At 71.1% G+C, this 13,455-nt stretch carries 13 protein-coding genes; 7 read left to right on the forward strand and 6 right to left on the reverse strand.

Annotated elements, in window-relative coordinates; translation table 11 throughout:
* Positions 1-18 precede the first annotated feature (18 nt).
* Both ACIQWX_RS05065 and ACIQWX_RS05070 read left to right on the forward strand, forming a co-directional pair.
* Positions 19-1,179 carry a hypothetical protein gene (locus ACIQWX_RS05065; RefSeq protein WP_400865730.1) on the forward strand — a complete coding sequence of 387 codons (1,161 nt, stop codon included), beginning with the start codon at positions 19-21 and terminating at the stop codon, positions 1,177-1,179.
* Positions 1,170-3,512 (forward strand): glycosyltransferase, encoded by a 2,343-nt coding sequence (locus tag ACIQWX_RS05070; RefSeq protein WP_400865732.1) that lies wholly within the window; start codon positions 1,170-1,172, stop codon positions 3,510-3,512. Before ACIQWX_RS05065 ends, ACIQWX_RS05070 begins: the two co-directional genes overlap by 10 nt.
* 3 nt (positions 3,513-3,515) lie before the next feature.
* Here the strand turns inward: ACIQWX_RS05070 and ACIQWX_RS05075 are convergent, their stop codons facing one another.
* The 5 genes from ACIQWX_RS05075 to ACIQWX_RS05095 form a co-directional block, all read right to left on the reverse strand.
* Positions 3,516-4,475, reverse strand: coding sequence for an FkbM family methyltransferase (locus ACIQWX_RS05075; RefSeq protein ID WP_400865735.1), 960 nt, complete (start codon positions 4,473-4,475; stop codon positions 3,516-3,518).
* Entirely contained in the window at positions 4,472-5,467 is a 996-nt protein-coding gene (gene gmd, locus ACIQWX_RS05080) for a GDP-mannose 4,6-dehydratase (protein ID WP_400865738.1), read from the reverse strand. The genes ACIQWX_RS05075 and gmd overlap by 4 nt, the downstream gene beginning before the upstream one ends.
* Before the next feature lie 197 nt (positions 5,468-5,664).
* On the reverse strand, positions 5,665-6,333 hold the full coding sequence (locus tag ACIQWX_RS05085; protein ID WP_400865741.1) for a response regulator: 669 nt from the start codon (positions 6,331-6,333) through the stop codon (positions 5,665-5,667).
* Positions 6,330-7,436, reverse strand: a complete 1,107-nt coding sequence (locus ACIQWX_RS05090; protein WP_400865744.1) for a sensor histidine kinase — start codon at positions 7,434-7,436, stop codon at positions 6,330-6,332. The genes ACIQWX_RS05085 and ACIQWX_RS05090 overlap by 4 nt, the downstream gene beginning before the upstream one ends.
* Positions 7,437-7,503: 67 nt before the next feature.
* Positions 7,504-8,337 carry a helix-turn-helix transcriptional regulator gene (locus ACIQWX_RS05095; RefSeq protein ID WP_400865747.1) on the reverse strand — a complete coding sequence of 278 codons (834 nt, stop codon included), beginning with the start codon at positions 8,335-8,337 and terminating at the stop codon, positions 7,504-7,506.
* Positions 8,338-8,438: 101 nt separating this feature from the next.
* Between ACIQWX_RS05095 and ACIQWX_RS05100 the strand changes: the two genes are divergently transcribed.
* The gene (locus tag ACIQWX_RS05100; protein ID WP_400865750.1) at positions 8,439-9,863 is read left to right on the forward strand and encodes an MFS transporter; all 1,425 of its coding nucleotides are present in this window, start codon (positions 8,439-8,441) and stop codon (positions 9,861-9,863) included.
* Between the two features lie 18 nt (positions 9,864-9,881).
* Here the strand turns inward: ACIQWX_RS05100 and ACIQWX_RS05105 are convergent, their stop codons facing one another.
* Positions 9,882-10,718 carry a helix-turn-helix domain-containing protein gene (locus ACIQWX_RS05105; RefSeq protein WP_400865753.1) on the reverse strand — a complete coding sequence of 279 codons (837 nt, stop codon included), beginning with the start codon at positions 10,716-10,718 and terminating at the stop codon, positions 9,882-9,884.
* 99 nt (positions 10,719-10,817) lie between these two features.
* Between ACIQWX_RS05105 and ACIQWX_RS05110 the strand changes: the two genes are divergently transcribed.
* From ACIQWX_RS05110 to ACIQWX_RS05125, 4 genes are read left to right on the forward strand one after another with little or no spacing between them, the layout of a single operon-like run.
* Positions 10,818-11,144 carry a hypothetical protein gene (locus ACIQWX_RS05110; protein WP_400865756.1) on the forward strand — a complete coding sequence of 109 codons (327 nt, stop codon included), beginning with the start codon at positions 10,818-10,820 and terminating at the stop codon, positions 11,142-11,144.
* A gap of 4 nt (positions 11,145-11,148) precedes the next feature.
* Positions 11,149-11,673, forward strand: a complete 525-nt coding sequence (locus ACIQWX_RS05115) for a sigma-70 family RNA polymerase sigma factor (RefSeq protein ID WP_364383981.1) — start codon at positions 11,149-11,151, stop codon at positions 11,671-11,673.
* A complete protein-coding gene (locus tag ACIQWX_RS05120; RefSeq protein ID WP_400865760.1) occupies positions 11,666-12,541 on the forward strand; it encodes a VOC family protein in 876 nt (291 codons plus the stop codon). The genes ACIQWX_RS05115 and ACIQWX_RS05120 overlap by 8 nt, the downstream gene beginning before the upstream one ends.
* Positions 12,542-12,590: 49 nt before the next feature.
* Positions 12,591-12,968, forward strand: a complete 378-nt coding sequence (locus ACIQWX_RS05125) for a hypothetical protein (RefSeq protein ID WP_400865763.1) — start codon at positions 12,591-12,593, stop codon at positions 12,966-12,968.
* Positions 12,969-13,455: the final 487 nt, after the last annotated feature.

Genomic DNA, 13,455 nt, shown 5'->3' on the forward strand with positions numbered 1-13,455 from the left:
TGACAGATGGACCACCGCATGTCTCACGCCCGTGTCGCGGACGCTCTCGACCGCCTGGAGCAGCACGCCAACCTGCACCTCCCGCTGCGCCGCACCGACCTGCTCGGCCGGCTCGCGCTGCGGTTCCTGTGGCGGCGGCAGCTGAAGTGGCAGGTCGAGACGAACCTGGCGGCCCGCGACGCGGTCAGCGCGTTGTCCGACGAAGTCCGCGCGGCCGAAGGCCACTTCCAGCGCTGGCTGGGCGAACGCGGCGAGCTGGTGCGCGCCGAGTCGCTGCACCGCGAGCTGGAATCGCTGTACCGCAACGACCAGAACCTCGCGGCCGGGCTCAACCAGCGGCTCTACAGCGCGGTCGGCGGGCTGCAGGCCCAGCTGTCCGGCCTGGCCATGCAGGTCACCGAGTCCGCGGAACACTCCGGCGGCGTCGAGTCCCGGCTCAAGGAGCTGGAGGCGCAGCTCGAGCGGCTGCTGGCCGCGGCCGAGCAGGTCCGGCTGCGGAACGTGCAGGTCGACCTGCTCCTCGACCGCTCCCGCCGCGACGCGGAGACCCCGCAGCCGGCCGAAGCGGTGCCGGGTCGTGACTCGTTCCTCGAAATCGCCGTCGAAGCCCTGCTCGACGGGTCCGCCGAACGCGCGCGGGACGCCGTGCGCGCGTACCTGCCGGTCATCGAGGAGGCCCGGAAGTCCGGTGCCACCGGCGCGGTGCTGGACATGGCCCCCGGCCGCGGCGGCTGGCTGGAGGTGCTCGCGGCGGCGGACATCCGGTACCGGACGGCGTCGCCGAACGCGTTGGTGCGCAAGCAGTGCGCGGCCGTGGACGTCCAGGTGGCCGACGCCGACCCGATGCGCCTGCTCGAAGAGGCGACCCCCGGTTCGCTGGGCGCGATCACCGCGTTCCGGTTCGCCGAACGGCTCGAACCGGCGGCCCTGGCGCGGTTCGCCGAACTCGCGGCCGCCGCGCTGCAGCCGGGCGCGCCGCTCGTCGTCGAGACGCCGTTGGCGGGCCCGGACTTCCACCTCGACCCGTTCGCGCAGCGCCCGGTGCACCCGGACTTCCTGCGGTTCCTCACCGAGGCCGCCGGCTTCTCGCACGTCGAGGTCCGCCAGCCGGGCGAGGCGGACATCCCGGTCACCGCACCCGGCGGGCGGGAGCGGTACTGCCTGCTCGCGTGGCGGTGACGGCCGTGCGCCACCGGATGTGGACGCCGCTGCCGCCCGAGCGCAGCGGCATCGCCGACTACAGCTTCGAGCTGCTGGAGACGATGGCCGGCATCGCGGACGTGTCCGCGGTCGGCCGGTACCCCGGCGAAGCCCGCTCGCCCGTTCCGCTGCTGGGCCCGGACGACGTCGACGACTCCGAAGACGCCGTCGACATCTACCAGATGGGCAACAACACCGAGTTCCACGAGTGGATCTACCACCGGGCGCTCGCGGTGCCCGGGCTGGTGGTGCTGCACGACCCGTCGCTGCTGGACTTCTCGCTGAGCTACCACGGCGGCATCGAGTCGACGGCGTTCAAGGACGAGCTCTCTTACGCGCACGGCCCGATCTGGGGCGACCCGGCGGACCCGGCGCTGGTGCTCGGCTGGCCCGCCGTCGACGTCGACGGCGTCAAGCACCTCGACCGGCAGGCGATGAGCCTGGAACGGCGGATCGTCTCGGCCAGCCGCGGGGTGCTGGTGCACGACCCCTTCCGCGCGCGGCACCTGCGGGAGCGCTACCCCGAGGTGCCGGTGTTCACCGTGGCCTCGGCCGCGCCGGTCATCGACGACGACCACAAGCGCCCGGCGGTCCGCGCCCAGCTCGGCTGGTCCGGGGACGACGTCGTGTTCGGCATCTTCGGCGGGTTCACCGCGATCAAGCGGATCCGCGTCGCCGTGCTGGCGTTCGCGCAGGTCCGGCGCCGGTGGCCGCAGGCGAAGCTGCTGATCGTCGGGCACGCGCGCGAGAAGGACATCGAGGCCGACGTCCACCGCGCGATCGCCGAGCTCGGCGTCGGCGACGCGGTGCGGATCATCCCGAGCCCGGCCATCGAGGAGTTCCAGGACCTGATCGTCGCGACGGACGCGTTGATCGGCCTGCGCTGGCCGACCGCGGGCGAGACGAGCGCGGTGATGATGCGCTCGTACGGCCTCGGCCGGCTGTTCATCACCAGCGACCTGCCGCAGCACCGGCACTACGACCGGGAGTTCTGCCGGCTGGTCTCGATCGACCCGCGGCGCGAAGCCGTCGAGCTGGTCGCGCACCTCGAACGGATCGTGTCCTGGCCGGAGGAAGCGCGCGAAGCGGGCCGCAAGGCGCGCGAGTGGGTCCGGCAGCACGCGTCCTGGCCGGTCGTCGCCGCGGCCTACCGCGACGCCGCCGAAGCCGTTCGCGGGCCGCTACCGCCGCCGGTCAAGCCGTCGCGGGACCGGCCGGGCATCAACATGTTCGGCGACGTCCGCGCGGCCGGCGTCAGCGCCGAAGCGACCCGGCGGCTGGCGTCCGTGCTGGCCGAGCGGCTGCCGCGGACGACGTTCACGGAGTTCAACTCCCGCGTGCCGGACCGGCCGTACGAGGTGCCGCGCGAGCTGGCCGACCTGCGCAGCGGCAAGGACTACGCGGCCGACCTGTGGCTGGTCGACGCCGCCGAGTTCCCGTTGATCCCCAAGCACTCCTTCGACCGCTACACGATCGCGCGGTGGACCGGCGAGCTGCCGGACGTGCCCGCGACCGGGCTCCCCCAGCTGTCCGATGTGGACGAACTGTGGGTGCCGTCGGCGCTGGCCGCGGGCCTGCTGCGCGGGAGCACGGACGTCCCGATCACCGTGGTGCCGAAGGTGGTTCCGGCCGCCGACGGCACCGGCGACCGCGCGCGGTTCCGGCTGCCCTCCGACGACCTCGTCGTGCTCACGACGTTCCACACCTCGTCCGACCTCGACCGGAAGAACATCCGCGGTGCGCTCACGGCGTTCCGGCGGGCGTTCCCGGCGGGCGGGGCGCACCTGGCCGTCGCCGCGATCGACCTGGACGTCGAGTCCGAGACGGCGGCGTGGCTCGACCGCGAGGTGACCGCCCTCGGCGGGACGCTTCTGGGCGAGCGGCTGTCCGAAGTGGACCGTGGGCTGCTGCTGGCCTCCTGCGACGTCTACCTTTCGCTGCACCGGTTCGAGACGTTCGGGCTGGACCTGGCCGAGGCGATGGCCCGGCGCAAGCCGGTGGTCACCACCGGACACGGCGGCAACCTCGACTTCATGCCGCCGGGCTCGGCCGCGCTCGTGGGCTTCGAGACGTACATCGCGAAGGACGCCGAACCCGGCTTCACCAACGGTTTCACGACGTCGTACCCGCTCGGGCACCCGTGGGCGGAACCCGACGTCGACCAGGCCGCGCAGTGGCTGCGCACGCTCGCCGGGAACCCCGCGCTTCGGACGTCGATGGGCGAGCGGGCCGCGGCGGCCGTCGAAGCCGTGTGTGGCCTGGACGCCGTCGCGGACGTCGTGCTCCGGCGGTTGGCAGCCCTGCCGAAGTAGGACTCAGTCCCGCCGGGCTTCCAGCTCGGCGATGCGGCCGGACGCGGCCGCGAGCTGCGCTTCCAGTTCGGCGACCCGCGCTTCGAGGCCCGCGGTGTAGCGGGCGTTCCGCGTGCGCTGACGCTCCTGCTCGACCCGAGCCTGCTCGATTTCTGCGAGGTAGTCCGCGGCACGCCGGTGCGTCTCCTGCAGCTCCCGCAGCTCGGCTTCCATGCGGCGGGCGTAGCCGATCTCGGCCGCGCGGCCGGTGCGCAGCTCTTCCAGCGCCTTGGCCTGCTGCAGGACGTCGTAGCGCTCGAAGTCGTCGAAGACGTTCGCGGGCGCGGCCAGCCGGTCGAGCGCTTCGGCGTCGTCGGACTGCGCGTAGAAGCGGTTCAAGCCGTCGAAGAGCCCGCAGCGGTAGCCGGCGTCGAGCAGCATCGGCTCCCACTCGGCGTGCGTCTGCGTCTCCGCCCCGGGCTCGGTGGCCTCGACGACGAGCACCCGCGGCCGGTGCCGCGTCCAGTCGCCGCCCTCGATCACCGCGCGCTCGGCGCCCTCGACGTCGATCTTGAGGAAGTCGACCGCGCCCGGGTGCTCGTCCAAGACGGCGGCCAGCGTCGTCAGCTCGACCTCGACGGTGTTCACGCGCCAGCCGCGGTCCTCGCGGTACCGGCCGGCGAGCCCGTCGTCGAGCGTGGACCAGCCCCACTCGTTCTCGACGACGTGCAGCTTCGCCGTGCCCGGACGCGCGCCGACGGCGACGTCCAGGTTCAGGTCGTCCGGCCGCGCCGCGCGCAGCTCCCGGGCCTTCGCCGGGATCGGCTCGATGTTGATCCCGCGCCAGCCGAGGTCGTAGAAGTGCTTCGTCACCGACGCGACGAGCGGATCCCCGGCACCGATGTCGACATAGCGACCGGAGTCCTGGCCCGCGAAGACGCGGGCGAGAACGACGTCCTCGGCCTGCTGCGCGTAGCTGATCATGGCAGCGAGATGCCGGCCTTCCGCGCCTCCAGCTGCAGGTCGTGGTCGACCATCATGGCGACCAGGTCCTCGAACCCGACCTCGGGCTTCCAGCCCAGCTCGGTGTGGGCCTTGGTGGCGTCGCCGACCAGGAGGTCGACCTCGGCCGGCCGGAAGAACCGCGGGTCTTGCTCGACGAACCGCTCCCAGTCGTCGAGGCCGGCGTGCTTGAACGCGAGGTCGACGAAGTTGCGGACGCTGTGCGTGCGCCCGGTCGCGACGACGTAGTCGCCCGGCTCGTCCTGCTGCAGCATCTGCCACATCGCGCGGACGTAGTCGCCGGCGAAGCCCCAGTCGCGCTGCGGGTCGAGGTTGCCCAGCATCAGCTTTTCCTGGAGCCCGAGCTTGATCCGCGCGACCGCGTTGGTCACCTTGCGCGTCACGAACTCGATGCCGCGGCGCGGGCTCTCGTGGTTGAAGAGGATGCCCGAGCAGGCGTAGAGGCCGTAGCTGTCGCGGTAGTTCACGGTGATGTCGTGGCCGAACACCTTCGCGACGCCGTAGGGCGAGCGCGGGTAGAACGGCGTCTGCTCGGTCTGCGGCGATTCGCGGACCTTGCCGAACATCTCCGAGCTGGAGGCCTGGTAGAAGCGGATCGGGTTGTTCTGGCTGCCGCCGACCATCCGGACGGCGTCGAGCAGCCGCAGCACGCCGAGGCCGGTGACGTTCGCGGTCAGCTCGGCCTGCTTGAAGCTCAGCGCGACGAAGGAGATCGCGCCGAGGTTGTAGACCTCGTCCGGCTGCACCTGCTCCAGGACCCCGACCAGGCTGGAGAGGTCCTGCAGGTCGCCCTCGACGATCTCGACGTACGGGTACTCCGTGCGGATCATGTCGATCCGGGGGTTGTTCTGCCCCTTGACCAGGCCGAAGACCTCGTACTGCTGCTCGTGGAGCAGCTCGGCGAGATATTGGCCATCCTGACCGGTGATTCCGGTGATCAACGCACGTCGCACCCGGTGAGGATAGCCGGGTAGTCACCACCACTTAGCCCGAAGGTGTGACTTCAGCCGTGTCGGTGAACGCCGTCCCCCTCTCACACGCCCTCTGAGCAGAGCATCGGGACCGAGAGGAGGCGACATGGTCTGGATTCTCCTGGTCGGTGTCCTCGCCGTCGTGTTCCTGGTCCGGGCGTTCCGCGTGGTGCGCCGGGTCAGGCGGGGTCACGTGGGGTGACCAGCCCCGACTCGTAGGCGAGCACCACCAGCTGCGCCCGGTCGCGCGCGCCGATCTTCGTCATGATGCGGCTGACGTGCGTGCGGGCCGTCGCGGTGGAGATCACCAGGTGGGCCGCGATTTCGTCGTTCGACATGCCGCCCGCGACCAGGCCCAGCACCTCGCGCTCGCGATCGGTGATTTCGCGGACGGCGCTGGTGTCGATGCGCCGGTTCTCCGGGTGGCCGACGAACTCCTGGATCAGCCGGCGCGTGACCGTCGGCGCGAGCAGGGCTTCGCCGCTCGCGACGACCCGCAACGCGCGCAGCAGCTCGACCGGTTCGGTGTCCTTGAGCAGGAACCCGCTCGCGCCCGCGCGCAGGGCTTCGTAGACGTACTCGTCGACGTCGAAAGTGGTCAAGACCAGCACTTTCGTCTTCGCGAGGTCGGGGTTCGCGGTGATCCGGCGGGTGGCTTCGAGGCCGTCGACCCCGGGCATCCGGACGTCCATCACGACGATGTCCGGCTGGTGTTCGACCGCGCCGGCGACCGCCTGCTCGCCGTCGCCCGCCTCGCCGACGACGTCGAAGCCGTCTTCGGTCTCCAGCAGCACGCGGAACCCGGCGCGGACCAGGACCTGGTCGTCGGCCAGCAGGACGCGGATCATGCTTCCCCCTCGATCGGTAGCTCGACGCACACTTCGAAACCGCCGTCGACCGGCCCGGCGGTGCACCGCCCGCCGAGCGCGGCGGCGCGTTCGCCCATGCCCCGCAGGCCGTGGCCCGGCGTCGGCTGGGCGGTGCCACGGCCGTCGTCGCGAACTTTCAGTACGAAAGTTCGCGGTTTCCGCTCGAACCGGACGTCGACGCGGTTGGGGTGGTCGGCGTGCCGGACGACGTTCGTCAGCGACTCCTGCAGGATCCGGTAGGCGGCCGCGTCGACGGGGGCCGGGAGGTCGCCCGCCTCGCCGTGGACGTCGACCGTGAGCCCGGCGTCGCGGGCGTGGTCCAGCAGCTCGGCGGCCTGGGCGAGGCTCGGCGCGGGTGCCTTGTCCTCCCCCGAGCGCAGCACGGCCAAGGTCGCGCGCAGGTCCTTGAGCGCGGACGCGCTGGCCGCCTTGATGTTGAGCAGCGCCTCTTTCGCCTGCTCGGGCCGCCGGTCGGCGACGTGCGCGGCGACCCCGGCCTGGACGTTGATCATCGCGAGGCTGTGCGCGACGACGTCGTGGACCTCGCGGGCGATCCGCAGCCGTTCCTGCTCGGCGAGCCGGTGCCGGTGCTCGTCGGCCTGCTCGCGCCGGGCGGCGAGCGCGTCGAGCTGGTACCGGACGGCGGTCCCGACCCCGATGACGGCGGTCAGCCAGACGACGAGGAACGCGGCCCCGGCCTCCAGCGCGAACGACCTGGTCGTGACGACGTGCACGACATACGCGGCGGCCAGTGCGCTCGCGCCGGTGAGGCCCGCGGTGAGCGGCCCGCGCTGCCGGGTCAGGACGAACAACGCGATGGTCGGTACCAGGATGACCGGCCCGCCGGGCAGGCCGGAGGCGTAGTAGCCGAACGCCGAGGCGGCCGCGACGAGGAAGAGCGTCAGCGGGAAGCGGTGGACGAACAGCAGCGTGAGGACGGTCGCGGCCAGCCACGCGGCCCCGAGCGGCGTCAGCGGCGTCGCGCCGGGCTGCCAGCGCGAGGACGCGCTGGTCGCCCCGAGCACGAACACGAGGACGACGGCGGTGCGCACCACGCGTCCTGCCCAGGGCGGCCATCTCATGCCGCGAAAACTACCGGTCAGGGGAAGGCGGCGCGTCCGTCTCGAAGCGCGTCGCCGTCGTACGTCGTCAGTCGAACATGAGAGGCAGCTTTGCCGCGGTTTCCTCGTCGGCCGGGGTGTAGGTCGACATCGTGATCTCCGAGCGGCGGCCGTAGTAGAGGTAGGTGAAGTTGAACCGCAGCAGGCCGACGTCCGGGTGCAGGTAGCGCTTGGTGCGGATCGGCTCGGAGTTGACGTCGTGGTGCGGCCACAGCTCGGCGAACAGCGGCGACTCGGCCTTGAGCCGCTTGACCAGGCTCTTCCACGCCGGCTCGGCGACGTGCTCGGCCATCGCCGCGCGGAAGGACGCGATCACGCGCGGGATGTTCGTGTCCCAGTCGAGCATCCGCTCGCGCCACCGCGGGTTGAGCAGGCACTGGACCAGGGTGTTGCGGTCCTCGAACGGGATCTGGTCGACCTCGCCCATCAGCCAGGTGTAGCCCCGGTTGTAGGCCAGCAGGTCGCAGCGGGCGTTGCGCACGGCGACCGGGTACGGCTCCAGCTTCTTGAGCATCAGCTCCATCGCAGGCGTGATGACCTGGCAGTCCTTCTCGCCCTCGGGCTCGGGCGCGCCGGCCAGGCGGAAGAGGTGGGTGTGCTCGTGCGGGTCGAGGCGCAGCGTGCGCGCGATGGCCTGCAGCACCTGCTCGGACGCGTTGATGTCGCGGCCCTGCTCCAGCCACGTGTACCAGGTGACCCCGACCCCGGCGAGCTGCGCGACCTCTTCGCGGCGCAGCCCCGGCGTGCGCCGGCGGCCCTGCAGCGGGAGCCCGACCTGCTCGGGCGTGATCCGCTCGCGACGGCTGCGCAGGAACCTCGCGAGTTCCTGCCGGCGGAGGTCGGATTCGACGGCGGTGGTCATGGTGCCAGGATCGCACGTCTTCGAACCTGGTACCAGGTAGTCGCAATACCTGGATAAACGACAACTGGTACTAGTTTGAGTTCGGGTCGATCGTAGTAGTCATGACCACGACAGAACTCGCGCCGGTTACCCCCGGCGCCCCGGCCCGGCCGGGACTGACCCCCGCCGGCCTGGTCACGGTGCTGCTGGGGGCGGCACTGCCCATCATCGACTTCTTCATCGTCAACGTCGCGCTGCCGACGATCGATGCCGACCTTCACGCGTCCACGGCGACCCTGGAACTGGTGGTGGCGGCGTACGGCATCGCGTACGCGGTCCTGCTGGTGGTCGGCGGCCGCCTCGGCGACTCGTTCGGCAGGCGGCGGCTGTTCATCGCGGGCCTGTGGCTGTTCACGCTGACGTCCCTGGCCTGCGGAATCGCCCCGACGGCGACCACGCTGGTGATCGCCCGCGCCGCGCAGGGGGCGGCGTCGGCGTTGCTGCTGCCGCAGGTGCTCTCGATCATCCAGGCGACGACGACCGGCGAAGCGCGTTCGAAGGCTCTCGGCCTGTTCGGCGCGACGGGCGGCCTCTCGACGGTCGTCGGCCAGCTCCTGGGCGGCGCCCTGGTGGCGGCGGACGTCTTCGGGACGGGCTGGCGGCCGATCTTCCTGGTCAACGTCCCGATCGGCCTGGTCGTGCTGGTGATGGCCCGCCGCCTGCCGGAGAGCCGCGCGCACAACCCACTGGGCGTCGACCGCCTCGGGACGCTCCTGCTGGCGGTCACGCTGATGTCATTCCTGGTCCCGCTGATGGAGGGTCGCGCCCTGGGCTGGCCGGCGTGGACGATCGCGTTGCTGATCGTGTCGCCCTTCGCCGCGGCGGCGTTCGTGCACGTCGAACGGCGTCAGGAGCGTCTCGGTGGAACGCCGTTGCTGCCGCCGTCGGTGATGCGGCTGCCGAGCGTCCGGCGTGGGCTGATGGTGGGGATCCCGTTCTTCGGCGCGTTCGGTTCGTTCATGTTCGTGTACGCGATGACGTTGCAGGAGGGGCTGCACTTCGGGCCGCTCGGCGCGGGTGTCGCGCTGACGCCGCTGGCCGTCGCTTACTTCACGGTGTCGATGTTGAGTAGCCGGTTGGTGGCGCGGTACGGCCAACGGGTGGTCCCGATCGGCGGCGCGATCACGGCCGTCGGAATGGTGGCGCTGCTGTGCACGACGCTGTCGGCTTGGCCGCACGTGACGGTGCTGGACCTGGCGCCGTCGATGGTGGCGATCGGCGTCGGGAACGCGCTGGCGATGACGACGTTGTTCCGGATCGTGTTGTCGCACGTGCCGACGGATCTGGCCGGGGTCGGGTCGGGAGTGATGACGACCAATCAGCAGACGTCGCTGGCGTTGGGCGTGGCGACGCTGGGGAGTTTGTACGCGGCGCTTTCGGGCTCGCTGGGGAGCCGGGACGCGTTCGCGTGGGTGATCGGAGTGGTGGCGCTGCTGGCGCTGGTGGTCGCGATCACCGGACGGCGGTTGCCGGACCCCCGGGTGTGAGGTGCGGCGGAGCCGGGTTCAGCCCGGTTCCGCCGCGACGGCAAGTCGCTTCAAGAACTCGATCGACGCAGCCTCGTCGAGAGCGATCTTGACGAGGTGCTTGAACTGCATGCGCGCCTCGGCGATTTCCTTGGGTCGGTCGAGGTGGAGCGCGCCGAAGCCGCCACACGTGTAGACGAGCCCCGGCTCTTCGGGATCGGGAAAGTCGAGGATCGTGAAGCCGCCGCTCAGCCCGATGTGCAGTCCCGCGGCACCAGGCACGACTTGGACCACGAGGTTCGGCAGGGCGGTTCGCTCGATGATCCGCTCCAGCTGCGCCCGAGGGCACCGGGGAGGCCGGAGTGCGACTTCGTCGATGATCAAGTGCACGCGGAAGTCCGGATCACGGCACAGCCTGCGCTGGCGCTTGGTCCGCACCTCGGTCATGGCGGTGACCTGGTCGCCGGTCCACGGGATTGCCGAGTCTTCGAACACGCGGCGCGCGTAGGCCTCGGTCTGGAGGAGTCCGGGAACGAGCCCGACCTCGAAACCGCGGACGCGAGAGGCACTTGCCTCGGCACCCACGTAGCCGAAGTCGCGCGGCGGGTTCTGCGGCCACCAACCCGGCTCCTTTGCCTGGTCGAACATCCGCACGTACTCTTCGTACTCCGAAGCGAGCACGCCGTAGCGGTCCAGCAAAGCGAGGAAGTCGTTGTAGCCCGGCAAGTGGCCCTGCTCGATGCGGCTCAGCTTCGACTTCGAGATCCGGATCGGCTCACCGGCTTCCGACTGGGTCAGCCCGGCGCGCTCCCGCAGCCTGCGCAACGAGCGGCCGACCTGCCGGCGCGGGAACGGCGGCCTGGTGGGTCGTGGCACTCGATCACCTCCGCGGTGATCGTATGAGCGCGACCCCCGCTGTGGGATTCCCACGTTTCCGGCGCCCTCGTTCGAGGTCGGAACGAGAACCTGCAGGTCATGGACAGGTACGGCTACCCCCACGAGCTCGAGTACCGGCGTGAGGCCGACGGCTCGCGGGTGCACGAATACACCGAACTCGTCGACGACATGGGGTTCGTCCTCGAGCACCGCAGCGAGCGGTACCAGGGCTGGACCGCCCGGTACGGGACCGCCTGCGCGCACGACTACCTGTCCCGCAAGCGGGCCCAGCCGGGGACGTTCGTCGTCAGCGTCTACCGGCTCTTCCCGGAGCGGCGGGACCACGTCGTCACCATCCGGGTGAGCTGGCCGCCGAAAAAAGCCAAAGTTCACCCGTCGGAAAAGCCGCGCGCCGGACGACGATGAGGGTGTGACGGAACCTCGGGTACGACCGGACCCGGCCTTCGCGCTGCTCGGGCTCTACGAGACCGCGCTGCCGGAGGTCTACGGGTACCTGCTGTCCCGGTGCGGTGACCGCACGCTCGCCGAGGAACTGACGTCCGAGACGTTCCTCGGGGCGGTCGCCGCCTGTCGCAAGGAGTACGCACCTCCAGTGAGCACCGGGTGGCTGATCGGCGTCGCCCGGCACAAGCTCGCCGACCACTGGCGGCGCAAGGAACGTGAGGAACGCGGGCTGCGGCTGGTGCACGACAGCGAGCCGGACGTCGAGGACCCGTGGGACGAGCAGCTCGACGCCCTGCGCGCGAGACAGGTGCTCGAATCCCTCGGGTCGCACCACCGCGCGGCCCTGACCCTGCGGTACGTCGACGGTCTCGGCGTGCCCGAAGTCGCCGGCCACCTGGGCCGGAGCGTGCACGCCACGGAGGCGTTGCTCGTGCGGGCCCGTGCCGCGTTCCGGCGCGCCTACGAAGAGAAGGAGGGTCGCGATGCCTGAGCCTTTCGACGCGCTTCGCCGTCCCTCCGCGCGGGTCGCCCCCGACCCGGACTTCGCCGCCGAACTGCGCGACAACCTGCGTCGCGTCATCTTGAACGGAGCCGATATGACGACCACTTCCGAGGCACCGGCGACCAACGCCGAACTGCGCTCGCTGACGCCGTACCTCGTGGTGACGGACGCCCGCGCGGCGCTCGACTTCTACGTGGAGGTGTTCGGCGCGGCCCGCCGCGGCGACCCGATCCTGATGGACGACGGCCGCGTCGGGCACGCCGAGCTGGGCATCGGCGACAGCGTGCTGATGCTGGCCGAAGAGTTCCCGGAGCTGGGCAACGTCGTCGCGCCGGAGGGCGGCCCGCTGGTGCGGGTGGAGGTCCCGGACCCGCGGGCGTCGGCCCAGCGCGCGGTCGAGCTGGGCGCCGAGCTGCTGCGCCCGGTCGAGGACCGCGGCTACGGCCTGGCCGGGTCGATCAAGGACCCGTACGGCCAGCGCTGGCTGGTCTCCCAGGCGGCACCCGCGCGCCCGGCCCGCCCCGGCTCGGCGATGTACTTCACGTTCCAGGTCCCGGAAGCGGAACCGGCGAAGTCGTTCTACGGCGCGGTGCTGGGCTGGGAGTTCACACCGGGCTCGGTGTCGGACGCGTGGGGCTTCTCGGGCCCGGGCCTCGAGGGCGGCCTGTGGGCCGGCGACCGCCAGGTGGGCTGGAAGCTGATGTACGCGGTCGAGGACCTCGAATCCGCTTTGACGCGCGTGCGTGAACAAGGCGGCCGGGCAGGCGAAGTGGAGAACCACCCGTACGGCACGACGGCCGACTGCACCGACAACCAGGGCATCGAGTTCTGGCTGTGGGAGCGGCCGGGGGCGTGAGTGAGGAATCCCATCCGCCGGGCCGTGCGTTCGGGCGCACACTCGAAGCATGGCCGGGCAATGGGTGCCGCGTGACCACGACGAGCTGACCGCGGGGTGGCGGTTGTGGCTCGAACTCGGGTCGGGCGCTTGGCCGCGGCCGGGTTGGGACGGCAGCCCGGACGAAGCCGTGCGCGGGCTGAGGGAGCTGTTCGGCGCGTGCGACGAAATCGCTTCCGCGGCCCCGGGGACCGAAGTGGCCGCGCTCGTGCGGTCGATGCACCTGGCCGCGAGCTGGATCTGCGAACTGTGGTCCGGCGACACCACACCGCTCGACGAGGAGCGGATGGCGTTGCTGCACGGCGACCTCGCCGGATTCGCCGACCACGCCGACGGAGTGCGAAAGCTGCTCGCCGACGGCGGGGGTTGGGCCTCGCTGGCTCTCTGACACGGCCAGACATTGGGTGCTGCGTGACCACGACGAGCTGACCGCGGGGTGGCGGTTGTGGCTCGACCTCACGTCGACCGCTCGGCCGGCCGGGTTGGGACGGCAGCCCGCTAGGAGCCTGTCTGGGTCACTTGCCCAGCCCCCACCCTCTCCGGGGGACCGGCCCCGCTTCCAGCGTATCGGCGGTGGGGGCCGAAAAGGGGTGGTGCGGCGAATCTGTGGATAGCGGGGGTGAATGTGGATAACTCGGCCGTCCCGAGGGGATCGCGTTTGACAACGGCTCGGTGAGGTGCTGGGGACTAGCCGGGTTCGCCGGCGGAGTGCGAAAGCTACTCGCCGACGGCGGGGGTTGGGCCTCCCTCCGCCTCTGACCGGTGCAAGGGTCGTGGGGGGGTTAAAAAGGTTATAAACAATTTTTTTAAAAAAAACACAAAAAAGCCCCCGCCGTGTGCCAGCAAAACCCCGCCGGGTGCCCCCCCCCCCGCCA

It is taken from the genome of Amycolatopsis sp. NPDC098790 (assembly GCF_044759945.1).
Taxonomy (GTDB): Bacteria; Actinomycetota; Actinomycetes; order Mycobacteriales; family Pseudonocardiaceae; genus Amycolatopsis.